25 protein-coding genes and 1 pseudogene are annotated in these 25,240 nt (G+C 29.6%); 24 read left to right on the plus strand and 2 right to left on the minus strand.

What is annotated here, in order from left to right:
* The first annotated feature begins 185 nt into the window (after positions 1-185).
* The 6 genes and pseudogenes from QMG30_RS18410 to QMG30_RS25170 form a co-directional block, all read left to right on the plus strand.
* Positions 186-1,847: a ribonuclease J gene (locus QMG30_RS18410; protein WP_281817930.1), complete on the plus strand. Its 1,662-nt coding sequence runs from the start codon at positions 186-188 to the stop codon at positions 1,845-1,847.
* Between the two features lie 62 nt (positions 1,848-1,909).
* Complete coding sequence (locus QMG30_RS18415; RefSeq protein ID WP_281817933.1) at positions 1,910-2,254, plus strand: YlbF/YmcA family competence regulator; 345 nt, start codon at positions 1,910-1,912, stop codon at positions 2,252-2,254.
* 73 nt (positions 2,255-2,327) lie between these two features.
* Positions 2,328-3,398, plus strand: a complete 1,071-nt coding sequence (gene mltG, locus QMG30_RS18420) for an endolytic transglycosylase MltG (protein WP_281817935.1) — start codon at positions 2,328-2,330, stop codon at positions 3,396-3,398.
* A gap of 134 nt (positions 3,399-3,532) precedes the next feature.
* Positions 3,533-4,180 (plus strand): O-methyltransferase, encoded by a 648-nt coding sequence (locus QMG30_RS18425; protein WP_281817936.1) that lies wholly within the window; start codon positions 3,533-3,535, stop codon positions 4,178-4,180.
* Positions 4,181-4,222: 42 nt separating this feature from the next.
* On the plus strand, positions 4,223-5,458 hold the full coding sequence (locus QMG30_RS18430; protein ID WP_281817938.1) for a peptidase U32 family protein: 1,236 nt from the start codon (positions 4,223-4,225) through the stop codon (positions 5,456-5,458).
* 93 nt (positions 5,459-5,551) lie between these two features.
* Positions 5,552-5,851, plus strand: a pseudogene (locus QMG30_RS25170) (sigma-70 family RNA polymerase sigma factor); the annotation flags it as partial.
* Here QMG30_RS25170 and QMG30_RS18440 read toward each other — a convergent pair.
* Positions 5,813-7,666: a recombinase family protein gene (locus tag QMG30_RS18440; protein WP_334305041.1), complete on the minus strand. Its 1,854-nt coding sequence runs from the start codon at positions 7,664-7,666 to the stop codon at positions 5,813-5,815. The pseudogene QMG30_RS25170 and the gene QMG30_RS18440 overlap by 39 nt on opposite strands.
* A gap of 173 nt (positions 7,667-7,839) precedes the next feature.
* Between QMG30_RS18440 and QMG30_RS18445 the strand changes: the two genes are divergently transcribed.
* From QMG30_RS18445 to QMG30_RS18490, 10 genes are all read left to right on the plus strand, one after another.
* Positions 7,840-8,667: a hypothetical protein gene (locus tag QMG30_RS18445; protein ID WP_281817941.1), complete on the plus strand. Its 828-nt coding sequence runs from the start codon at positions 7,840-7,842 to the stop codon at positions 8,665-8,667.
* Between the two features lie 766 nt (positions 8,668-9,433).
* Positions 9,434-9,652: a hypothetical protein gene (locus QMG30_RS18450; RefSeq protein WP_281817943.1), complete on the plus strand. Its 219-nt coding sequence runs from the start codon at positions 9,434-9,436 to the stop codon at positions 9,650-9,652.
* A 510-nt stretch (positions 9,653-10,162) separates the two neighbouring features.
* On the plus strand, positions 10,163-10,312 hold the full coding sequence (locus QMG30_RS18455) for an S-layer homology domain-containing protein (RefSeq protein WP_281818002.1): 150 nt from the start codon (positions 10,163-10,165) through the stop codon (positions 10,310-10,312).
* A complete protein-coding gene (locus QMG30_RS18460) occupies positions 10,313-10,495 on the plus strand; it encodes a hypothetical protein (protein WP_281817945.1) in 183 nt (60 codons plus the stop codon).
* A gap of 204 nt (positions 10,496-10,699) precedes the next feature.
* Positions 10,700-11,215: a DNA adenine methylase gene (locus QMG30_RS18465; protein WP_281817948.1), complete on the plus strand. Its 516-nt coding sequence runs from the start codon at positions 10,700-10,702 to the stop codon at positions 11,213-11,215.
* A 371-nt stretch (positions 11,216-11,586) separates the two neighbouring features.
* Positions 11,587-13,581, plus strand: coding sequence for an S-layer homology domain-containing protein (locus QMG30_RS18470; RefSeq protein WP_281817950.1), 1,995 nt, complete (start codon positions 11,587-11,589; stop codon positions 13,579-13,581).
* Positions 13,571-14,146 carry a hypothetical protein gene (locus tag QMG30_RS18475; protein WP_281817953.1) on the plus strand — a complete coding sequence of 192 codons (576 nt, stop codon included), beginning with the start codon at positions 13,571-13,573 and terminating at the stop codon, positions 14,144-14,146. Before QMG30_RS18470 ends, QMG30_RS18475 begins: the two co-directional genes overlap by 11 nt.
* Positions 14,147-14,436: 290 nt before the next feature.
* Positions 14,437-14,685, plus strand: coding sequence for a site-specific integrase (locus QMG30_RS18480; RefSeq protein ID WP_281817955.1), 249 nt, complete (start codon positions 14,437-14,439; stop codon positions 14,683-14,685).
* A gap of 258 nt (positions 14,686-14,943) precedes the next feature.
* Entirely contained in the window at positions 14,944-15,162 is a 219-nt protein-coding gene (locus QMG30_RS18485; RefSeq protein WP_281817958.1) for a hypothetical protein, read from the plus strand.
* A 238-nt stretch (positions 15,163-15,400) separates the two neighbouring features.
* Positions 15,401-16,516 (plus strand): hypothetical protein, encoded by a 1,116-nt coding sequence (locus tag QMG30_RS18490; RefSeq protein ID WP_281817961.1) that lies wholly within the window; start codon positions 15,401-15,403, stop codon positions 16,514-16,516.
* A gap of 123 nt (positions 16,517-16,639) precedes the next feature.
* On the opposite strand, the gene QMG30_RS18495 is transcribed toward QMG30_RS18490, so the two are convergent.
* Positions 16,640-17,056 carry a helix-turn-helix domain-containing protein gene (locus tag QMG30_RS18495; RefSeq protein WP_281817963.1) on the minus strand — a complete coding sequence of 139 codons (417 nt, stop codon included), beginning with the start codon at positions 17,054-17,056 and terminating at the stop codon, positions 16,640-16,642.
* A 30-nt stretch (positions 17,057-17,086) separates the two neighbouring features.
* Between QMG30_RS18495 and QMG30_RS18500 the strand changes: the two genes are divergently transcribed.
* The 8 genes from QMG30_RS18500 (at position 17,087) to QMG30_RS18535 (ending at position 25,187) form a co-directional block, all read left to right on the plus strand.
* Positions 17,087-17,470 (plus strand): sigma-70 family RNA polymerase sigma factor, encoded by a 384-nt coding sequence (locus tag QMG30_RS18500; protein WP_281817966.1) that lies wholly within the window; start codon positions 17,087-17,089, stop codon positions 17,468-17,470.
* A 170-nt stretch (positions 17,471-17,640) separates the two neighbouring features.
* A complete protein-coding gene (locus QMG30_RS18505) occupies positions 17,641-17,853 on the plus strand; it encodes a hypothetical protein (protein WP_281817968.1) in 213 nt (70 codons plus the stop codon).
* Positions 17,854-18,030: 177 nt separating this feature from the next.
* A complete protein-coding gene (locus QMG30_RS18510; RefSeq protein WP_281817969.1) occupies positions 18,031-18,207 on the plus strand; it encodes a hypothetical protein in 177 nt (58 codons plus the stop codon).
* 580 nt (positions 18,208-18,787) lie between these two features.
* Positions 18,788-19,570 (plus strand): GNAT family N-acetyltransferase, encoded by a 783-nt coding sequence (locus QMG30_RS18515; protein WP_281817970.1) that lies wholly within the window; start codon positions 18,788-18,790, stop codon positions 19,568-19,570.
* A 1,151-nt stretch (positions 19,571-20,721) separates the two neighbouring features.
* Complete coding sequence (locus tag QMG30_RS18520) at positions 20,722-21,774, plus strand: copper amine oxidase N-terminal domain-containing protein (RefSeq protein ID WP_281817972.1); 1,053 nt, start codon at positions 20,722-20,724, stop codon at positions 21,772-21,774.
* 124 nt (positions 21,775-21,898) lie between these two features.
* Positions 21,899-22,912 (plus strand): copper amine oxidase N-terminal domain-containing protein, encoded by a 1,014-nt coding sequence (locus QMG30_RS18525; RefSeq protein ID WP_281817974.1) that lies wholly within the window; start codon positions 21,899-21,901, stop codon positions 22,910-22,912.
* 83 nt (positions 22,913-22,995) lie between these two features.
* Positions 22,996-24,045: a copper amine oxidase N-terminal domain-containing protein gene (locus QMG30_RS18530; protein ID WP_281817976.1), complete on the plus strand. Its 1,050-nt coding sequence runs from the start codon at positions 22,996-22,998 to the stop codon at positions 24,043-24,045.
* Positions 24,046-24,134: 89 nt separating this feature from the next.
* On the plus strand, positions 24,135-25,187 hold the full coding sequence (locus QMG30_RS18535) for a copper amine oxidase N-terminal domain-containing protein (RefSeq protein ID WP_281817978.1): 1,053 nt from the start codon (positions 24,135-24,137) through the stop codon (positions 25,185-25,187).
* Positions 25,188-25,240 lie beyond the last annotated feature (53 nt).

Here is a 25,240-nt window from a genome sequence, read left to right on the forward strand (position 1 = left end):
GATTATATTGTTTACTAATATGTACATAGTGATATCTTCAAATTATTTTTATGATTATGTAAGAAAACAAGAAGTTTTAGACTATGCAAAATTATTAATTTTAAGTTGAACACGAAAAGGTAATTTCAAAATAACTGTTTGGGTGTAAATATAGAAATTATCTTATAATTATAGGAGGTGTCAGTTTGACAAAAAAGCAAGCAAAACTTAAAGTTATACCTTTAGGCGGACTCGAGCAAATAGGTATGAATATTACTGCTTTTGAATATAACAATGAAATTATTGTTGTTGATTGCGGTATAGCATTTCCAGAAGACGAAATGTTAGGGATAGATTTGGTTATCCCAGATGTAACATATCTAAAAGACAATATAGAGAAGGTAAAGGGTATTGTACTAACTCATGGGCATGAAGATCATATTGGAGCTTTGCCTTATGTTCTTCGTGATGTCAATGTACCTGTATATGGAACTAGATTGACTATTGGGTTAGTTGAAAATAAATTAAAGGAACATAACATGTTAAAGAGTGTTAAAAGAAAATGTGTTATGCCTGGTCAATTTATTACATTAGGTTCTTTCAGAATTGAATTCATAAGAACCAATCACAGTATAGCAGATGCTGTAGCTCTAGCTATAACTACGCCTGTTGGTGTGGTAATTCATTCAGGGGATTTCAAAATTGATTATACACCAATTAGAGGTGAAGCGATCAATTTACAGAGATTTGCTGAACTAGGTAGAAAAGGTGTCCTTTTATTTATGGCAGACAGTACGAATGTTGAGAGAAAAGGGTACACTATGTCAGAAAGAACAGTAGGAGAATCACTAGATGACATATTCTTGGATTCTGATTTCAAGAGAATAATAGTGGCTACTTTTGCTTCTAATGTTGATAGAGTACAACAGATTATATGGGCAGCACAGAAGTTCAATAGAAAAGTTGTTGTTGAAGGCAGAAGCATGATAAATGTAGTCAAAACAGCAATGGAATTGGGCTATTTGAAAGTTCCTGACAAAATGATGATTGATGTAGAAGATATAAATAAATATAAAGACGGTCAGTTGGTTATTATTACTACAGGAAGTCAAGGCGAACCTATGGCAGCTTTATCTAGAATGGCTGCATCTGTTCATAAGAAAATAGTAATAAAACATGGAGATAGAATTATATTCAGTTCTAAGCCAATTCCTGGAAATGAGAAAACAGTTTCAAAAGTTATTAATGATCTATATAGAAAAGGTGCAGAAGTTATATGTGAAGATACTCATGTTTCAGGACATGCTTTACAAGAAGAATTGAAGTTACTTCATACTTTAGTTAAACCAAAATATTTTGTTCCTGTACATGGTGAATATAGACATTTAGTAAAACATGTTCAATTAGCAGAGAGTATTGGTATGAAGAGAGATAATATATTTATTCTTTCCAGTGGAGACGTCTTGGAAATTAATAAAGAAGGCGGTAAAGTAACTGGAAAAGTACCAGCAGAACAAATCTTAGTTGATGGTCTAGGAGTTGGAGATGTTGGAAATATAGTATTAAGAGATAGACAAAAACTTTCGCAAGATGGATTATTGATAGTTGTTGTCACTTTACAAAAACAGAGTGGACAAATACTATGTGGTCCTGATATAATATCAAGAGGATTTGTTTATGTTAGAGAATCAGAAGATTTGATGCTAGAAGCTAGACATGTAGTTAAAGAAGCTTTAGATCAGTGTAATAAGAAAAGAATAACTGATTGGTCTAAGATAAAAGGAGTAGTTAGGGACGCTTTAAGAGATTTTTTATGGACACAAACAAAAAGAAGCCCTATGATTCTACCTATTATTATGGAAGTTTAAATACAGATATAATTAGTTATAACGTTTTTTAGTTTATTAAGATATTGAAAGGATGCTTGTTGGTGGATTATATAGAAGAGACAAAATTATTTGTTGATAAAATAAAACATTTAAAAGAATATAATGATTATCTAAATTGCAAGAATGTAATAGAATCTAATCCACAGTTACAACAAGAAATTGTTGAATACAAAAAGAAGTCTTTCAATATCCATTCAGAATATGGTGATGGTTCTTTTGAATGTTATGAAAATATGTTAAGACTTAATGAAGAATATAATGAAACTATTGAAAAAACAGAAGTAAAAGAATTCCTTAATGCAGAAAACAAATTATCAAGGATAATAGAAGCAATATATAATTGTATAGCAGAATGCCTTAATTTCAATATTTCATTTATTGAATAGATTCGTAATTAGACATAAGATTAATTACTAAAATAATAATACGGATTGAGTTAAACCAGAAAGGTGACTAAATATGAATAATAAAAAAAATTCAATTATAATGTTGCATGCAGTATCAAAAATTGTAATAGTTTGTGCCGCCATATTTATTATATATTTTGTGGGCACGAAAGTATATGACTACTCTTATAAATTTATGGCTAAAACACCTGCAGAAGATGTAGTTGTTAAAACAGTGGATATAAAGATACCAAAAGGTACTTCATCCAAAGAGATTGCAAAAATATTGCATGATAATGAATTAATCAACAATACTTATTATTTTTTAGTTTATACCAAGCTTTCTGGTAAGGATAACTTCCAATATGGTAACTATACATTAAATACTGGTATGACAGATGAAGAAATAGCTCGTATACTAACAACTCAAGGAGCTAAGAAAGAAACAATTAAATTTACTATACCAGAAGGGTATACAGTGGCTCAAATAGCCAAAAAATTATCTAAAGAAAATATATGCAAAGAATCTGAGTTTCTAGATGCTGTTAATAATATTGCATATGATTATAAGTTTACTGATAAAATACCTGATAGAAATTTAAAATTGCAAGGATATCTATTTCCATCTACTTATGAAATATATACCGATGCAACAGCTAAAGATATTGTTAGTATTATGCTAAAACAGTTTGATAAAGTATTTAAAGATGAGTATTATGATAGGGCAGAGGAGTTAGGATATAGTATTGATGATATAATTACTATTGCATCAATTATTGAAAGAGAAGTCAGAGTAGACGAAGAAAGAGAAATGGTTGCTTCAGTTATATATAATAGACTAGATAAACCTATGAAATTACAGATGTGTTCTACTGTTATGTATGCTCTTGGTAAACCAAGAGAAAGATTACTACTCTCTGATTTAGATATAAAATCGCCTTATAATACTTATCTAAATAGTGGTCTTCCTGCTGGACCTATAGCTAATCCAGGTGAGCGTTCTATAGAAGCAGCTCTATACCCAGCAGAGAGTGATTATTTATATTTCTCTCTTAGAAATGCTGAAACAGGAGAACATGAGTTCAATGAAAATTTAGAAGCTCATAACAAAGTTAAGGGTAAATTACAAAAGGAATTCTATTAGTTAAAACATAATAAAATATAAATAGTATGAAATAAAGGGGCTGTCTCATAATACATTTTAGTTAGTATTTGCTATAAATAATTAAAAATGTATTATGAATCAGTCCCTATAGTTAAGTTATAAGGAGTTTTGTAATGAGTGAAATCACTTATCAATATATTAGGGACTATCTAATGGCTATAGAGCCTGATGATAATATGATTATACGAAAAATTAGAAATGAAGCACTTAATAATAATGTTCCAATAATTAAGTCAGAAGTTAAAAATCTGTTAAGATTTTTATTAGCAACTAAAAGACCAAGTAGAATATTAGAAATTGGTACTGCTGTTGGCTATTCTTCAATTATTATGAGTGATTTTATTACTACAAATGGTAAGATAATTACCATTGAGAGATCAGAAGACATGATAAAAAATGCAAAAGAAAATATTAAAAAGGCTCAAAAAGAGCATATCATAACATTATTGGAAGGTGATGCAGGTAATATACTCTCAACACTTGAAGATGAATTTGATGTTATATTCATGGATGCTGCTAAAGGGCAGTATTTGACTTTTTTACCTGAGTGCCTTAGATTGTTAAAAACAGGTGGATTACTTATTTGCGATAATGTTCTTCAGAATGGAACAGTAGCAAAATCAAGATTCAGTGTACCTAGAAGACAAAGGACAATACACAATCGTATGCGAGAATACTTATGGCAACTGAATCATAATAAAAACCTACAAACATCTATATTGCCTATTGCTGATGGGGTTACACTTAGTTACAAAAAATAGTAAAATTATAAATATAGATAGTTAATTAAAGGAGTGGAAACGTTGAATAAACCTGAATTACTTATACCGGCTGGAAGCTTAGAAAATTTGGAAGTAGCTGTGCTATATGGTGCTGATGCTGTATATATAGGAGGACAACATTTTGGATTGAGAGCAAAGGCTAAAAATTTTTCAACTGAACAAATGAAACAAGGTATCGAATTTGCTCATAGGCATAATGTAAAAGTATATGTTACTGCCAATATTATTGCACATAATGATGATATTGATCAAGTTTATGATTATTTTGAAGAGATAAAGGATATTAACCCAGATGGATTAATTATAGCTGATCCTGGAATTCTAACTATTGCCCAGGAAATTTTACCTGATATGGAGATTCATCTCAGTACACAAGCAAATAATACCAATTATAAAAGTGTTGATTTCTGGCATCGTCTAGGAGTTAAGAGAGTAGTTGTTGCACGAGAACTATCATTTGAAGAAATAAAAAAGATAAAAGAGAAAACTCCTGATACGCTTGATATTGAAGCTTTTGTACATGGCGCTATGTGTATTTCATATTCAGGAAGATGTTTATTGAGTAATTATATGGCTGGAAGAGATGCTAACAAAGGAGCATGTACTCATCCTTGCAGATGGCAATATCATCTTGTAGAAGAGACTCGTCCTAATGAATATATGCCTATATTTGAAAATGATAGAGGTACTTACGTATATAACTCCAAAGATCTATGTATGCTAGAATTTGTTCCTAATCTTATAGATGCAGGAGTAAATAGTTTTAAGATTGAAGGCAGAATGAAAACTCAATTATACGTAGCTACTGTTACTAGAACTTATAGAAAAGCTATAGATGATTATTTTGAGGATGAAACCAAATATAGAAATAATATTCCTTATTATTTAGAGGAAATCAGAAAATGTACTCATAGAAAATTTACAACAGGTTTTTATTTTAAACGTCCAGACCATAATGAACAAATATATGACAGTAATACTTATATAAGAAGTTATACTTTTATTGGAAAAGTCATAGAATATGATGTTGATAAAGAGTTGATCACCATTCAACAGAGAAATAAATTCTGTGTTGGAGATGAAATAGAATTTATGGCTGTGGATGGACAAAATTATAAGACAACCATAAAAGAAATGTGGGATGAAGAAGGTAACTTGGTTGAAAGTGCACCTCATCCTAAACAAGTTATAAGATTTCATGTAGACAAAGAATTTCCGAAAAACACAATTATTAGATTAAAAAGTAAAGAAATTTAGGTGGAAAGGCACTTTCTGAGTATTTTTTTCATAAACTATTATGAATACATATTTAGAGGTGCTTTTGATTTGCTATTTAACTTTTTGACATTCATTTTACCAGGATTCTATTTTACAACATCTCAATCATTTCCTAAACCTTTATCGAGTGATGAAGAAAGGAAATATTTAATTAAGTGTAAAGAAGGCGATATGCAAGCCCGAAATATATTGATTGAGAGAAATTTACGCTTGGTTGCTCATATTGTTAAAAAATATAATACAACAGATAGAGATATGGATGATCTAATATCTATTGGTACTATTGGTCTCATAAAAGCAATTACTACCTTTGATATAGATAAAGGTACTAGGTTAGCTACATATGCGGCTAGGTGTATAGAAAATGCTATCCATACCAAACGACGCACCCATGTTACCATATGGATACCCCTTATTATTCAGTTTTTTTTTACCAAAGAAGTTGACTTCTATCTTATCTCCATCCCAATATATACTTGATACTACGTTATGTAACAGTTTCTTTTTTTCTTCAGTATCAGCAGAATCTATTGACTTGACAAAATTGATTGCTGATTCATTAAGTAGAGATATATTAATTAATTCATTATCTAATTTAGCAAGTGATAATTCTGTGTTAAGTTCATTTTGAAGCTTTATATTTTCTTTATCAAGATCTTCAATCTCTTTTATTATATATTTTGAAGCTGAACTGTTTTGGTTATCAGCTAGTTGTTTAACCAAATGATCTATAGACTTCTGATTATTGTTAATCTGTACTTTTACATTTTCACGTTCTTTTTCTAATTCTTTCTTGAGCGAATTAATATTATTCTTATTATCTTCAACATCACTTAATAGTCCATCAGGAGCATTAAAGAACTCTTTAATACGTTCAACAACAAATCTATCTCCATAAGGACCATTGAGATTGATATTATCACAACGTTTACTTCTGGAAGTATCTTTTAATGTACATACATAGTAATAATTCTTCGTACCATCTTTTCTGACATGCCCATGTTTAACACGCATAGGTTGACCGCACTTACTACAGCGAATTAAGCCAGATAACAACCCAACAGATGATGTACCCTGCCTTGGTGCTTTATCTCTGTTTTTCAACAGCATATTCTGTGTTAGAACCCATTTCTCACCTTTAATTATACTCTTGTGCTTACCAAGAGCTACAATCCATTCATTTGGATCACGAAGCTTATTACTTTTATTCTTTTTCTCTATAGTCTTATTATATACCATAATGCCATGCTTACCATCAAACTTTTCTTTATCAGAGAATATCTGACAACCTATACTATATAGATAATTATATGTATCTTCATCACCTATAGCATAGACAGGGTTAATAAGTATAGTCCTTATTGTATTCTTATTGAAATCTCTGTTCTTTTTACTTTTGATATGGTTCTGTAAGCAATAAGTTTCCACTTGTGCTAGACTACCTAATTCTAGATATTTATCATATAATAATCTGACAAGGTCCAACTCTTCTTGAATAGGGGATAGCTTATACATTGTACGTTCTTTCATATCACTATGAATATATTTAATTGGTTCAGAATAAAAACCAGTAGGGGTTGTACCTCCAAGCCATCTTCCAGTCTCAGCCAGTGAAAGCATATTGTCTTTGATTCTCTCAGCTGCTGTTTCTCTTTCTAGTTGAGCAAATACACTTGATATGTAAATCATGGCTCGACCCATAGGAGTAGTAGTATCAAACTGTTCTTTTATTGATACAAATGATACATCATATCTATTAAGCATTTCAAGAGTTTCTGAGAAATCAGCAACAGAACGACTTATTCTGTCCAAGCGGTAGCATATCAAGACATGAAATCTCTTAGCCTTAACATCTTTTATCATATCTTGAAAAGCAGGTCTATTGATATTTCCACCTGAGAAACCTTCATCATGATATATTAAGCCATCATCAATAGTATATCCTTTTGAGACAGCATATTCTTTACATAGTTGAATTTGATTCTGTATAGATTCACCTTTACCAGTGAATTTGGATTTTCTTACATATATTCCAGCTATCATATTATTCACCCCGATAATATTTGGATAATTATAATATAACATAACTAAGGTTATTTTTTCTATAGTTTGATATAAATTAATTATAATATCAGTTTCTAATCCTATATATACTTGGAGTAGAAGTATTGATTCTTGTACATTCATATAAGTTTAATTTTATCATGTTGACAAATAAAATTATAAGTAATAATATGTATAGATGTTGCTACTACAATAATGTAGTGACAGAAGCGACATTAAATTTTGTTAGGGTATAGACAAACATAATAAAAAGAAATTTCTAGTAAAGATTATAACAACGAGATAAGGGGATATTTATGAAGGACAATAAGAATAAAAAAGCACCGTTAATAATAGGAATAGTATTAACTTTAATAGTCATGGTTATATTATTGGTATTGGTGAAAAAGAAGACAGATAATAATGATACTTCATCATCAAATACTACGACTGATAAGCAACAGACGGTTGAACAACAACAGGCAGTAGCAGAGGATAATAATATAACAGAAGCTGAGAAAGAAGAAATAAGCAAGTATGTTGGTCTAATATATGATTCTGGTGAGGGCGAAAAAATACCAGAATTTGAAGATATAAATAATGCGAATGAAGATTGGGCATGGTTAATCGTATGTGATTACCTTCAAACAACAACAGAAGAATATAAGATGTTTACAGCTGATGAAGTTCAAGAAGCAGCTAAAGTTTTATATGGTAATGATTTTAATAAAAAGTTTACTAAAGATAGTTCCAGACATGTTAAATACTATGAAGATGAAGATAAATATGTATCAGCTGGAATGGGTGCTCTTTATATAGATAAGTACGAAGTAAAAGATATGATAAAGAAAAATAATCAATACATTATTAATATTATTGAATATACTTATACTTGGTCAGATGATCAACATCAAAGGATTGTATTAGATTCTAAGTCTGAAGAAATAACATCATTTAATCAAGAACGTATTTCTGCATCTACTGATGAGGAAGTAAAACTTATGGAAGAAGAATCTGCAAGTATTGATGCAAAGATGAAAGATTATGTATTAGAAAATGTTGATAAATTCCAAGTAAAAGAATTAGTGTTAGAAAAAGACAAGGAAACAGAAGCATTACATATAATATCAGCTAAGAATAAGTAATATTAAAGAGTCTATAGTCTTATCAAATTTATTTTAAGAGTTATTAGTTTCTGTTGCTACATTATTGTAGTGTAACAAGAATTAAAAATGTAGTTCATAATAAAAGAAATATTACCCAAAGTATAAGTATCTAATATAGAAATATGCATTAGTTATTTGTACAGAAAAATTTAGTTTTCACGATATTTTCACTTATTACTAAAGTGCAATTTGGGTTTATTTTAGATACTATCAAAAATATAATTTATATAATAACTTTTATTCAATTAATAATTTTAGCTAGATTAAAATCACAAAATATTTGAAATTGAGTTAATAATAAATTATGGAGAGATTCTATGAATAGTAAAGATAAAGCACTACAAGTTTATCATTTGATTAAGAATGGTGATACAACATTGAAAAATGTTGGAGCATACGAATACGCAGTTCAGTGTGGTCAAACATAAATTGCTAATTATTTAAAAGAAAAGCTTGCGGAATAGAGTATTTTCATCTAACTTAATAATATATTGAAAGAAGAAGTATCAACCTCTTTGGTTACTGTTTGATTGTAACCAAAGAGTATTTTTATATTAAAAAATAATAAGAGATAAGAAAAAGCTCTTCTGTGCTATTGGATATTTTACAGGTTGTTGTTTAACCTTAGTTTCATATCCAGATATTAATAAAGGAACAATCTTGAGAAATTAATTAGTCATACTTACCAATATTAGACAACTAGTAATACATATAAATTAGAGAGATTACTTAGGAGGGTTTGTATATGAAACTACCCCAAATTGAAGTAGTATGTAAGTTTCCTGAAGGAGAAGAAAAAGAGGGTATACAGCGTATTAACGATGCTTTATGTAAATTTTATGCTGATGAATTATTTAAAGTAGTGAAAAAAAATTATCCACAGGATCAGTGGTGTGATGCATTAGATTATATTCATGATAGGCTAGAAAAACAGTTTATTGATGAAGGATTAATTACTAAATAAAATATTTATAAAAAGCTTAATTAATAATGAATATATATTTTACCTAGGAAATCTAAAAGTACAAAGGATAACTATTCGTAGAACTTCAAAAGTAAGGAATGAGATAATTGGTAAATAATGTACATATTTTGGACAAGTATGCAAAGAAAAAAGAATAAACAAATTAGAGTATTAAATTATAATAAATAAATTAAACAATTAAAAGGAGTCTTTGTTAATGAAAGGTACAACAATAATTAATTTAGGAGAGTTTTTAGAATTAAATACGTGCCGACAAAGACAACACTGGACAAATAAGAATCATGGGTAATACTCGTAGTTTTGGTAAGGGAAAAGGTGGCTAACTAGTTGGATTCTTAGAAAGTGATTAACTACGAAATATGATTTAATAAAAAAACAAAGGATATATTGTAAGAAAGGATAGAAGTATTAGATTACTATTAAAGAACTTTATGGAGATTAACTAAAAAATTGATTTAGTGAAATAGACAGTGATTATTCTACTAACAAATTCATTGGGCTGAAAAAAACATAATAGAAGCGATTGATAATGAATTGATGAACGGATACGATGATGGTACATTTAAGCCAGATAAACCAGTTAATAGAGCAGAGCTAGCAACTGTAGAAGTTAGATTATTAAGAAAGGCAGGTAAATGATTGATGAAAGAAAAATTAACAGCATTAATAGAGGTTAGAAAGATAATAGCTATATTAGTTGTTATCTTATTTATTGTTTTAAATATTACAGGTAGTATTGATGCGGATAAGTCATATAGTGTAATACTTATGGTAGTAGCTTTTTATTTTGGAAAGTCTACTGCGTTAGATAAGCCAGAGTAAATAACATTAAGTAGCTAGTTTCAACTGAAGGTTTACAGAAAGGATTGGTTATAATAAGAAGTTTTATAAGTTGGATGGGTGCTATTCCACTCAGAAAGACATGCAGAAACAGAGATATATAATGATTATAACAGTGATCTTGTAAATTTATTTAAGTGTGTAAAATATCATTGTCCAGAAGTTGAAAGGTAACTTAAATTCTTTTTGAATTCTAGGGAACTATTTAATCAATTCAAACAGAGTTACAATACTGTAGGTATGACAGATATACAAAGAGCTGCAAGATTCTTTATGATCATTAAGACAAGTTATGGATCTAGATTACATAGTTATGGATGTGTTAAGAAAGATGTTTCTACAATGGTTAAATACCTTGAAATAGTACAGGAGAGATTGTCTAAGGTAGTAATAGAAAATAGGGATTTTGAAGATTTAATACGGACATATAATAAGCCTAAATCATTTTTTTATCTAGATCCACCTTATTATGGTACAGAAAAATATTACCAGGTGCAATTTACAGAAGAGGACCATTTAAGACTTAAAAGAGCTTTAAATCAAGTTAAAGGTAAGTTTTTATTATCTTATAACGATTGTGATTTCATTAGAGATTTATATCAAGATTATAATATTAAAGCAGTTGCTAGACCTCATAATTTACATACTAAGTATGAAGATAAAGAGCAGGAATATAAAGAATTAATGGTGAGAAATTATTAAAAGTAAATAAATACTGTAAAAGTAAGATGGAAAGTAGATAATTCTACTATAGCAACTGTATCTACAAAGGGTAAAGACTGCAATTATGAAATTGACATATATAACTGCAATTGATGAAACAGACAAATAGCTAGGATGTATATATAAGAATAACATAATATACTATTAATTAATACAACTTTAGTAAAAAAATGTTAATATATGAATATATTTCAATATTGCAATTTTTCAAACAGTAATATTATACCAGTTGAATTTATCAATTTTATATTTTAATATATATATATGAACTAACAATACATAAACAAAACTGATCAGTTTTTTTCATGTTACTTCATAACCCCAAATATAAAGAAAGAGGTATATGATAAATGAAAAAAACAATTTCGCTTATCCTTGTTGTTACTATTCTAGTAACTATGTTACAATCAATTAATAATAAAGTTTTAGCTGCTTATGTGCTTGATGGAGGAGGAGGGGGTTCTTATCAAGAATTTTCTGATTTACCTTCATCACATTATGCTACAAAAAGTGTTAATGCCCTAGTTTCTGAGAATATCTTAAATGGCTATCCAGATGGGACATTTAGACCTGATAACCCAGTTGAGATACAAGCCTTTGTAAAAATGACTCTAGGTGCGTTAGGATATACTAATTTACCTGAAATTGGTGGCCATTGGGCAAATGCATATATGCAAAAAGCAAAAGAACTAGGTTTATTTAGAGATAGCGAGGCATCTTATCAAGACAATCAATTTTTTGAAAATCATTTTATTGGAAACAGAACTAGATACATAAAAAGACAAGAAGTATGCTTTATCTTGAATCAGGCAGAGAAGATAAAAGAAAATGGAAACATAGACTATGAAGAGGGAGAAAGATTTATTAAATCACTGATAGGTGATTTTGATAACATAGATGATGTATACAAAAAGTATGTTATAGATGCCTATGGATTAGGTTTAATGAATGGAGTTGGAGACAATCAGTTTGACCCAAAAGGACTTGTAACAAGAGCTCAAGCAGCAGTTCTTATCTATAGGTTATTGCATGAAGGAGAAAGAGTACGTACACCATTGGAACGTGCAAGTTTATCAGGGCCAACTAATGGTCATGTAGGATCACAATTAACTTTAAATGGTTACTGTAAAAATGCTCATCATATATCACTACAGATTGAAAAACCTGATGGAACAATAGAATATATTACAAAAGATAATTACACTAATATTTTTAATTATACACCTGAAGAAAAAGGATTTTATAAATTTACTCTTCTAGCAAGAAATACTGTAAGTAGCTCTACTACTGGTACAGACGTAGAAATTAGTAATACTGTTTATGTACGAGTAGAACCACCACTAGAGTGGCTTAATTGGGAACCTAGTAACGAAGAAATTAGAATGCTATATCGCGTATTTGAATATATGTATAATATTAATAGAATAATCCCATGGATTAAGAATTATCCAGGAGCCGTTGAAACAAAAAAAAGATTCCAAGCAGAATTGATAGGTATTCAAACCATGTTATTACGAAGTAATAACATAATTCTTCATGATCCAGAAGCACATAATTTATTATATAACGACACTAAAAGTGGTAAAGCATATGGAAATAAAGATATTGATGCGTTAAAGGAAATATTAAGAAACAATAGTAATAAAATAAGAAGTATATTTGATGAGATGTATCGAGATAAAGTATTGGATAGAATAACAATTATTGGTTCAGTGGCATCACTGACACTAATATTGTATTACACAGCATCAGCTTTGCCAGCAATTATACAAGGCTTATCTATTACTATTGAACCATACGTATCCACATTAAAAGAACAGGTTAATGCTGCAGGAATAGGAACTATAACAGGACAAGCAAGTATTGTAGGAAGTATAAGTGCAAGTTTAGATGCGGTTGGAGTATCAGAAGCACAAATAGCTAATTTATTGGTAGCTAACGAGAATAATATTATAGCAGCTATTGATGGAATTGCAAATGGCGGAAGTGGTTTTGGGGGGGCGAGTCATCTTAGTAATAGTAAGGCTGAACATGTCCTTAAAAATCATACAGCAGGAAGGATGCAAAACACAGTTGATGCAATGATGGAAAAAGGATTAGTTGAAAATGCAGAGAACCTTGTCAAGTCAAAAGGTTTCTTCAATACGAGTTGGACGGAACAACAGGTAATAAATGCAACTAACCAAGCTTATAATCAAGCACTCAAAAACGGTGTTCCCAATACTGGAAATTTTGACTTTACAACGAGTGTGTTTGGAGAAAATGTAACCTTGAACTTCCAAGACGGAATATTCAAGTCAGCGTGGGGTGACTACATACTAAACCTTTCAGACTTTGGTTACTAAGGGAAGGAGAATAAAAATGTTTAATATTAAATATGAATTGCTAGATAGTGAGTTGAATAGATTAAGAGAAACCACTGATTTGAAAGAATTTGAGCTGGACGTGAATGAAGTTGTAGGTCAATTTCAACTTTCCGTTAATGACAGAGTAGAAGGATTCGTAGACAAAGACATCCCTTATGAAGGTGAATTTGTATCCGAGTGGATTTATCTTTTGAATGAGTCAATTCAGTGCTTGGATGAAGAAGGTTTTGTCTCAATTTCTGCACCTGATTCAAACAACATTCGTTACGAGTTAGAGCTGAACAGTGAAGGACTAATTGTCAAAAAAATTAGAGCATTACCAAAGCAAATACTAGAACACATTTGTATAGAGCCAGTTGAACAAGCAGAGTTTTTCTGGAAAGAAATAGTCTCAGCAAAGGCTTTTTCACATGCAGTGCTTGAGGTGACAGAACAGTTTTTGACACAGGTAGAGAAAGCAAATCCGTTTCTCTTAGAATTAGAAATACTGTTGAGACTGAAACAATCTTTTTTGAAGTCAAAAGACATAGTTTTGACTGCATAAAACATCAAAATCTAGCAACATAAATCTAAACATTACCCTTGGTTTTGACAATACCAGTCAGACCAAGGGTTTCTGTTGTTTTAAAGAGAAAAATCTCTCTGCAGAATCTAAATACTGCAGTCACTTCAAGCTGACACCAACCAAATCAGGGCGGAAAGTAGGTAAAATCAGCTTTGAATCACAAATCTGAATCAACCACAGGGAGAAATAAAAAACTGCATAAAACGTAAAACACGAGTGTTACTTGTGTCTACAGGTAGTTTTCTTGTTGTGCAATGAAAGGAGCAAAAATGGATTACATTAAAAGCTTTGGAGAGTACCTTTTTGAAAATGGAAAAGCCAACAACACCGTCAAGAGCTACACTGGTGACGTCAAGGGGTTCATCAGATTTCTAGCTGAAAGAGACATTGTCTTTGAAGGTACTTTCAACAGATTCACCATCATCAGCTACAAAAACCACCTGTTGGAAAAAGCCTATGAACCTGTTACCGTAAACAAGAAACTAAACAGCTTGAGAAAAAAGTGTAGAGTGATATAATTGTGTTAATATTAGGGTTATTATGTAATAGGGATTGAACTTGGGTTGTATAGTACCTAAGGGGATGACTAAGCAAAAACAGAATTTCGTCCCCATGGTCAGGTTGTTAGACCTCATAATTTACATAGTAAGTTTAGGTTAAAGAGCAGGAATATAAAGAGTTAATAATAACTAATTATTGAGTTTAAATCTTGGGTAGTATATTTAATTGCTTTAAATTAATATTTCTGATATTATTATCTAAGTGGAGGAATACATATGAATACATTTGTTGTTATTATGATATGCTTAATAAATATACCTATACTATATTTATTAATAAATAAGTATTTCGGTAGTTTTACGGATTTAAATTATTACATTAAAAAAATCAGATATAACCCTGAAATTAAAGCTAGAGTAATAGGATTTATAGGAATAATATTTCTAATTGTATTTTTTGAAGTTTTAATTACTGTTAGGTTACTACCTACATAACTAAAACAAGCTTTAGGACAGTTAAAGAACCTATTTTGCTAATTAAGAAATAGGTTCTTATAATTTCTTTTATTGAATTATAAGGATATCAGATAATGTGTTATAATATCAATTAATGTTTATTTTGACAATATGATAATATATACATAATACTTTTTGCTATTGTAACATAATATTTTTTTGAAGTATTAATAAATAGTGTAAATATAAGCAATTATTACTAGTTTGAGGAGGATATATGAATTCATTTGGAGAGCTATTCAATATAATTTTAAAAGATAGAAGAAAATGGGATTATTATAATAATACACATTGTAAATGTGACAGATATCAAAATGTTTTGAATAATAGTAGAGATTTTATTGAATCGATACTATCAAATGGAAAGAAATTAAGTGCTTTTTCTAGAGAACAGTATAAATTATTAGAATATGGGTGTAGACTTAAACACACAGTCTCTTTGTATTTTATGGGTATTATTTTTTATGAGAATGTAAGCTTAATTAAAAAAGAAATTGATTATTATATAAAACAAAAAGATAAATATATTAACAAGAATGGACCATTTGCTGATTTTGGTAGAAATTCATATGAGTGTGATACATCCTTTTCATATTTTTGGTTTTTAACTTGTTTTTATCATGATTTTGGCTATAGTTTTGAAATGGAAGATAAAAAAAGTGCTCTAGTAAGATTGTTTGAAGTTTTAGATGGACACTTGAATTTTGCTCTACCTAGAGGATCTCATAGAACTGGTGTACCCAAAGTAATTTCTGACAACATCCAAAATTATATTAACTATAGGTATAAGGTAAATAATAAATTAGACCATGGAATTGTTGCAAGTATACTATTCTGGGAAGAACGCAAGAAAGATTATTATAATAGACGTGGGGAGTGTAAAGAAAATACTTTTATATCTGATGATCGATTATGGTCTAAAGATATACTTTATAATATTCATTTACCTGTTGCGTGGACAATCTGTGCACATAATGTTTGGTTTATTAAAGAACATAGCGAATATGTTGATGATTATAGGAATTATGGATTAGAAAAATTAATAATTGATAGACCTAAAATTAATATACATAATCACCCAATACTATTTTTACTATCAATTGTGGACACCATCGACCCTGTAAAGCTGTTATTGGATAGTAAAGTACATAATTTCAATTTAAACGATTTAAATTTAATTAATTTTGAATTCAGTCATAATAAAATATTTTACCAAATTAACTTCAATGATATTATTGTAAATAGTAGATACAAAGAAAATATTAAAAACATGGATACATGGTTAGTTTCCAATTTAGAGTACAAAGATAAAATTTTTGAGATTACTATATAAATCTTTTCGTAATAACACTAATTCCATAACAAGTAATTTTGATTGGTTACTAGTCCTAGTACCGGTATCTTTAATAATAAATGAAGAGAGTAATTAACTAATCAGGTAATTGAGTATGTCTACCTAGTAGGTAGGCTCTTTATCTATTAGCGATATAAGCTTATTAAAATTATTCCTATTAATAGTAGAAATATTAATCTCCCATTTTTTAATTGTACCAGAATGGACATTCAATATCTTACCTAGTTCTTTACGAGTTAAATTCAATCCCTTCCTTATTGACAATATTTTCTCAGAAGGATTATTATTAATAAACCTCAAATAACTATCGCATAAATAATCTTCATCTACCTGTAATACTCCAGCAATTCTTCTTATATTATATAATGAAGGAAAATATTGATCATTCTCAAAACCTATTAGATATTTCCTGCCAATTTTAGCTCTCTTAGCAAGAGCTTCTTGTGACAACCCCTTTTTCAATCTGCTTTTTCTAATCCTATCCCCTATAGTAACTTCTGGTAACTCATCTATCGCCAACTCATTATATCCTATTCTAAGTGTAGTCTTTTGGTTAGCATAGATAATGAACTATTAATGATGCTTAGAAACGAGAAAAAACATTCCAAAGAGATATCCCTTCAAGAACCCATTGGTATTGACAAAGAAGGTAATGAAATAAGTCTGATTGATGTTATTGAAACAAAATCTGATTCTATAGTAGATCAAGTGGACCTCAAGATGAAAATACGCCATTTATATAATAAAATGAAATATGTACTAGGTAAGAGAGAAAAAACAGTAATAGAACTTAGATATGGATTAAATAATGGTGTTGAAAAGACACAGAGAGAAATAGCAAATATGCTTGGTATTTCTAGGTCATATGTTTCAAGAATTGAGAAGAAAGCGTTAAGTAAATTATATAGGGAGTTTAGTGGAAATAATCGCTAAAATAATATAAAAGGGGCTGTAGTAGCCCTTTTTACTTGTTATTATTAATATTACTGAATAGGGTATCGTTTCGGTAATACATATGGCAGAAACATCAATTGGTTGTATGGCTGCTGCTCATGTTAGTGCAAGTGTGGGTGATAATTTTATGGCAATGGAGTTTCATTCTAATGATGTACCTTGGTGGGCAAGATATGGTTAAAGATGTTGGAAAACCAGATATTAAAGACGATTTCTTAACGCTGAGTGATCGTTCAGGACTTGGTATTGAAGAATTAAATGATGAAGTTTTAAGAGAACATATAAATCCAAAACGACCTGGTTTATGGGAATCAACTCACGAGTGGGATAATCAATGGGCACATGATCGAATTTGGAGTTAGGGAGTGTTGAATATGTGGAAGACTGATAAAGAATTATTCTAATTAATTGAAAAAGAATTATATACACCTGTTGTTGGTGATATATTAGATGAACTTGGTAGAAATCATCAATTTTTACCATAGGAAATTAAGCCAATAAATATAACGGATAAATTAGTTGTGTAGGCTATGCCGTCTTTGATGATTGAAGTATATGGTCAGCAGAAAAAATCATTTGGTTTATTGACAGAGGCATTAGATCAATTGCAAGAAAATGTAATTTATTTAGCAAGTGGTGGAAATATGCGCTGTGCTTATTGGGGAGAACTTCTAACTGCTACTGCAAAAAAACGAGAAGACAATATTCAATATTAAACCGTAGTGTATCAAATGGTACGTACAGTGGTGTGAGAGGGAGGAATTTCTCATTTAGTAAATTTCCTCCTACTCAATCATACGTTAACTTGGATTGAGATTATAAAATGATTTACTTGTGTAATAGTTAAGAGTATGATACATTTTAACTATCAAAAATATGTGTTATAAATATTACTAATAGGTGATGATAAAAATTAATTAGAATAATATATATATTTTAGATTATTATTAAAACAATAGATGTAGCTATTATTAAAATTTAGTAAATGTAGTATATAGACTTCATAAAAATGGTAACTTAAGAAGTAGATAACAGTCTTGATTTATATTTAAAGTTAATGATAAGTAATGATTTATATGATTATAAGATTAATGTGCAATATAAAATACTCCTTTTGCTTTTTGCAAAGGGGATTTATATATATAACGTAATAATTATGGAGAAGATGTACTAAAATTAGGTTGACAATAAAAGTATCAACATAATATATACCCTTAGTAGGGCTAAAAGGTAGCTATAAAATTGTAGAATAAGAAAGTTAAGTTGTTAATATAGACAATTAAGGAGATTTACCATATGAAAGTAGAATTGTATGAGCGGATATTGGAAACTGAATTAAAATATGTGAGTTGTTTTTCTAATTGTATAAAAGAACAAAGAAGTATAACATTCAAAGACAGCAAATTAGTTGATATGTATATGCACAATTTTATTCTCTTAAAAGAATCAATAAAGAAGGATGAATTAAGGAGTTTTATTCATAATAAATTAAAAGAAGTTCAGAGAGAAAATAAAGAGTATCTGCATATCATGATGAATTATAGTATCCAGTTACATGAGTTGAAAAATTTTATTCCAGAACCACAAATTACAGAGTATTGTTACATGGTTATTACACCAAAAGAATTTAATAAATTAAAAATAAAGAATGACTGTTATGTACGAAAGGCAGATACTTTTGAAGTACTTAGGGATGGAATTTCAGCAGATGTACAAGCAAATAAAGCAACTATGGGAAAAGAGTTTGCGACAAAAAGAATCAAAAGAAAATCGGAAGAATACAAAAACAATCCCAATTTAAATCTTTATGTATGTTATAAAGAAGATGTGCCTATAGGTAAATGTGAACTTTTAATAGAGGATGGCATCGCCAAAATTGAAGATTTTGATATAATTGAAGAATATCAAAAACAAGGCTATGGTACTTCTGTAGTACGTAAATTACTAGAACAAGCTTATATAGAAAACGTTGATATAGCTTACTTAATAACAGATCATTTTGATACCGCTAAGGACATGTACAAAAAATGTGGCTTCTACATATTTGGTTTTAAGACATCAATCTTATTTAATCTTTAGAAACAGATGAAGAATATAATTCTCAAAGCTGTTTGATTAGCTTTGTATGGTTGTTGAGAATTTATTCATACATATCTTCGATAATTTGATCCTATTTTAATTTCTGTTCATTAGCAATAGATTATATGATAACCAAGAATAATTATTTATTGGTATGAATCAGATAATTTATAGTATATGTTGAAAAAACATTAATTTAGTTTAAGTGATAAATAGTATAAAGATATAAGATAATAAGTTCCCTGTTATTACAGAGGGGGACTTTCTTCATATTAACATTCCTTATTATGTCTACTTGACAGGGGGAAGGAGATTTATTGTGTAGTACAATAAATCCCCCTTTAAGTAGTAGTTAATATCTATGTAAAGATCTTAATTCTATATTAGTTAGAATATCTTCTTCTATAGGCGTAAAGCTAACAGTCATATTTAGATTTAAATGCTTATTATTACCTGAGACCTGATAATTAAAATCAGAGTTTATTATTTTTCTAATAATTTGATTTTGTTTATTGACATATAAATCCATATCCAAATTAATAGCTTCCAATTCCTGCCCTAATGAACCATTAGGTAGTAATGTTTTAACAGCGTTATTGTTAAAGGATATTGAGTATTTTGAAGCATTAACACCATCGATGTCAGCTAGACCACCAAATAATATGGGAAAATGATTAGAGATATTTAACAGCTGTTCATTGGATTATAAAAAAGAATTTTCAAACAACATAAGTATTTTATGATGATGTATTTGATTCTAATAATGTTGTAGAACGCAGGAGAATGAGTGATTTATTTTAGTGGACAAAATTAAATTTAAACTGTATAATCGTTTTATTGAAGTAAAGAGACTAACTATATAAAGTCAATTATAAAATAAGTTAATAAAAAATCACAGGGCAAAAAACAAAAAAGTTGTTTTCAGAACAAAAATAGGTTAAAGATTACTTTTGAAATGTTAAAGGAAGTATTATTGATTATTAAATAATATATAAATCTAATAAGCTTTTTACTAACATGACTAATAGCAACACAATAATGTTTATCTTTAAAGTGCTTTTTAAGTAAGAATAATTTAAGGTTGCTTGGACAAATTGAATTAAAACTAAACTAAGTAACTCAGTAAAAACAATATCAGAAGGAGAATTATAATGAGAAAAGTAGTGAATTTAATTGTAGTAGTAATCATGTTAACAACAATGATGGTAATAAGCGTAACGGCAGAAACTCCTGTAACGGTGACAGTACAAGGAGAAACTGTAGATTTTCCAGATGCTAGACCATTTATAGATGCCAATAACAGAACTCTTGTTCCAATAAGATTCATCACCGAAGCATTAGGTGGTCAAGTTAGTTGGGATCTGGACCTTCAACATGCAACTATAAAATATGAGAGTAAAGTTATTGAATTGGTTATTAATAAAAAAGAAATAACCGTTGATGGTCAAGTACAAGTCATGGATACACAAGCTATATTAAAAGATTCCAGAACTTATGTTCCAGTAAGATTTGTTACTGAAGCAATGGGTGCTAATGTGGAGTGGGATAGCACTAATTCTATAGTTAATATAACCCTAGAGCGTGATATCGTAGACTTGGAAGGAATGACTAATGAAAAAATCATACAACAATTACTAGAGTATCCATATTTAGAAAACAATTATGGTATAGATTTTATGGAAGACGATGAATGGTTACTTGATCGTTATGGACATGATAAAATCAATGAGTTTGTGGGGATAGGGAAAAGTTATATGGAGACATTCTATAATGTGGACTATAGAACTTATGATAAAGCAGATTACATTGAAAAACTAAAATGGTTCTTTTTAGAAAGTTCTTCATGGATAGCTGATGATCGCATCCTAAGAGATAGTGAAGATCATATAAATTACTGGGCTGATATGATAACAGAAAAACAAATATCCATGCATACAGAATTTATAACTGATGAAACGTGTATATATACAAATGGTCCTATATTAATTAGAGGAAGAATGAATTATATAATTGAAAGTTGTAATGACATGGAGTGGTTAAAGAAATATACTAGATATGGAAATATTGAACTTGGTAAAAAATATACTTGTGTAGTTGATGTTGAAATAACGAATTCGGCAAGGAAGGAACAGGAGAAATGGGAGACATCTGAAAGACTTCTTTCTGATGAACACTTTGTTACACCTATCGCAGAAGTAAAGTAAATAATAAATAGTGATTAGCTAATATACATAATAATGTAAAATAAATTTAAGTCATGATACCATAATAATAGTGAGGTGGAAAATTATTATTAAAAAATTAGTAAATTTAATGGCAGTAATAATCATGTTAACAACAATGATGGTAACAAACGTAACGGCAGAAACTTATGTAAAAGTGACAGTACAAGGAGAAACTGTAGATTTTCCAGATGCTAAGCCATTTATTGATGCCAATAACAGAACTCTTGTCCCAATAAGATTCATCAGCGAAGCATTAGGTGCTCAAGTTAGTTGGAATGGGGACCTTCAACAAGCAACTATAGCATATGATAACAAAGTTATTGAATTAGTTATTAATAAAAAAGAGATATCTATTGATGGTCAAACACAAGTTATGGATACACAAGCTATATTAAAGGATTCTAGGACTTATGTTCCAGTAAGATTCGTTAGCGAAGCGATGGGTGCTAACGTTGAGTGGGATAGCGATAATTATATAGTCAGTATAACTCTTGAGCCTGAACCTGCAGACTTGAAAGGAATGACTAATGAGGAAATCATACAACAATTAAAAGAATATCCATATGTAGAAAATAGTTTTACAAACCGTATTGAAAATAATGAATGGATGGTCAATCGCTACGGAAAGGATAAACTAAAAGAGTTTGTACAAATTGGAAAAAGTTATATGGAAACATTTTATAATGTGGACTATAGAATTTATAATAAGGCAGATTATATTGAAAAACTAAAATGGTTCTTTTTAGAAAGTTCTTCATGGGTAGCTGATGATCGTATCCTAAGAGATAATGAAGATCATATAAATTACTGGGCTGATATGATAACAGAAAAACAGATATCCATACATACAGAATTTATAACTGATGAAACTTGTATATATACCAATGGTTATACAATGATAAGAGGAAGAATGAATTATATAATTGAGAGTTGTAATGACATGCAGTGGTTAAAAAAATATACAAGATATGGTGATGTTGAACTTGGTAAAAATTATACTTGTGTGGTAGATGTTCAGATAATTACTAAGGCAAAAAAGCCCGATGAAAAATGGGAGACGGCAGAGAGGCTTCTATCTGATGAACACTTAATAACACCATTAAAAGAAGTAAAGTAAATTGAAAAAATAATTATTAATTAACATACCAAGTAATATACATATAATCTTAATACCAAAACAATAATGATGAGGAGAATATAATGAAAAAAACAGTAATCTTAATGGTAGCAGTAATTATGTTAACATCAATTATGGTATCAACAGTGACGGCAGAAACTAATGTAACGGTGACAGTACAAGGAGAAATTGTAGATTTCCCAGATGCTAGGCCATTCATTGATACCAATAACAGAACTCTTGTCCCAATAAGATTCATAAGCGAAGCATTAGGTGCTCGAGTTATTTGGGATGGTGACCATCAACAAGTAACGATAACATATGAAAATAAAGTTGTTAAATTAGTTATTAATAAAAAAGAGATATCCATTAATAATCAAACACAAGACATGGATACACAAGCTATATTAAAAGATTCTAGAACTTATGTTCCAGTAAGATTCGTTAGTGAAGCAATGGGGGCTAGCGTGGAGTGGGATAACACTAATTCTATAGTTAGCATAACTCTAGAGCGTGATATCGTAGACTTGGAAGGAATGACTAATGAGGAAATCATACAACAATTACAGGAGTATCCATGCATAGAAAATTATTTTACAAACCGTATTGAAAATAATGAATGGATGGTCGATCGTTATGGAGAGGATAAGGTAAAAGAGTTTGTAGAAACAGGGAAAAATTATATGGAAACATTCTATAATGTAGATTATAGAACCTATAATAAAGCAGAATATGCCCAAGAATTAAAATGGTTCTTTTTAGAAAGTTCTTATTGGATAGGTGATGACGGTATAGAAAGGGATAATGAAGATCATATAAATTACTGGGCTGATATGATAACTAAAAAACAGATAGCTATACATACAGAATTCATAACAGATGAAACTTGCATATATACTAATGGAGATACCATGATAAGAGGAAGAATGAATTATATTATTGAGAGTTGTAATGATATGGAGTGGTTAAAAAATTATACTAGATATGGAAATGTAGAACTTGGGAAGAAATATACTTGTGTTGTGGATGTGGAAATAGCAAATTTGGCAAGAAAACCTAAGGAGAAGTGGGAAACAGCAGAGAGACTTATTTGTGATGAACATTTTATAACACCAATCAAAGAAGTAAAGTAGACTGAAGAAATTAATCATTAACTAATATACCTAGTAATAATAATACACATAATTCTAATACCGAAACAATAATGATGAGGAGAATTATAATGAAAAAAACAGTAATCTGTATGGTAGCAGTAATCTTGTTAACAGCAATGATGGTATCAACAGTAACGGCAAAAACTTATGTAACGGTGACAGTAGAAGGAGAGATTGTAGATTTTCCAGATGCTAGGCCATTTATTGATGCAAATAACAGAACTCTTGTCCCAATAAGATTCATCAGTGAAGCATTAGATGGTCAAGTTAGCTGGGATGGTGACCTTCAACAAGCAACTATCAAATATAATAACAAAGTTATTAAGCTGGTTATTAATAAAAAAGAAATAACAGTTAATAATCAAGCAAAAGTCATGGATACACAAGCTATACTAAAGGATTCGAGAACTTATGTTCCAGTAAGGTTCGTTAGTGAAGCGATGGGTGCTAATGTGAAGTGGGACAGCACTAATTCAATAGTTATCATAACTCTAGAAAGTGATACCGCAGACTTGGAAGAAATGACTAATGAGGAAATCATACAACAATTACAGGAGTATCCATATTTAGAAAATGATTATGGTATAGATTTTATGGAAGATGATGAGTGGTTGATTGATCGTTATGGACATGATAAAATCAAGGAGTTTGTGGAAATAGGAAAAAGTTATATGGAAACATTCTATAATGTAGACTATATAACTTATAGTAAAGTAGATTATATTGAAAAACTAAAATGGTTCTTTCCAGAAAATTCTATTTGGATAGCTGATGATGGTATTGAAAGAGATACTGAAGAAAATATAAATTACTGGGCTGATATGATAACAGATAAACAAATATCCATACATACAGAATTTATTACTGATGAAACATGTATATATACTAATGGTCCTATATTAATTAGGGGAAGAATGAATTATATAATTGAAAGCTGTAATGACATGGAGTGGTTAAAGAAATATACTAGATATGGAAATGTTGAACTTGGTAAAAAATATACTTGTATAGTTGATGTTGAAATAGCGAATTTTGCAGGTCACTCTGAGGAGAAATGGAAAACAGCAGAGAGACTTATCTCTGATGAACATTTTATAACACCAATCAAAGAGGTAAAGTAGATTGAAGTAAATGATTATTAGTCAAGTAATAATAACACGCATAATTCTAATAC

Origin of the sequence: Vallitalea longa, assembly GCF_027923465.1 — a bacterium.
Taxonomy (GTDB): Bacteria; Bacillota; Clostridia; order Lachnospirales; family Vallitaleaceae; genus Vallitalea; species Vallitalea longa.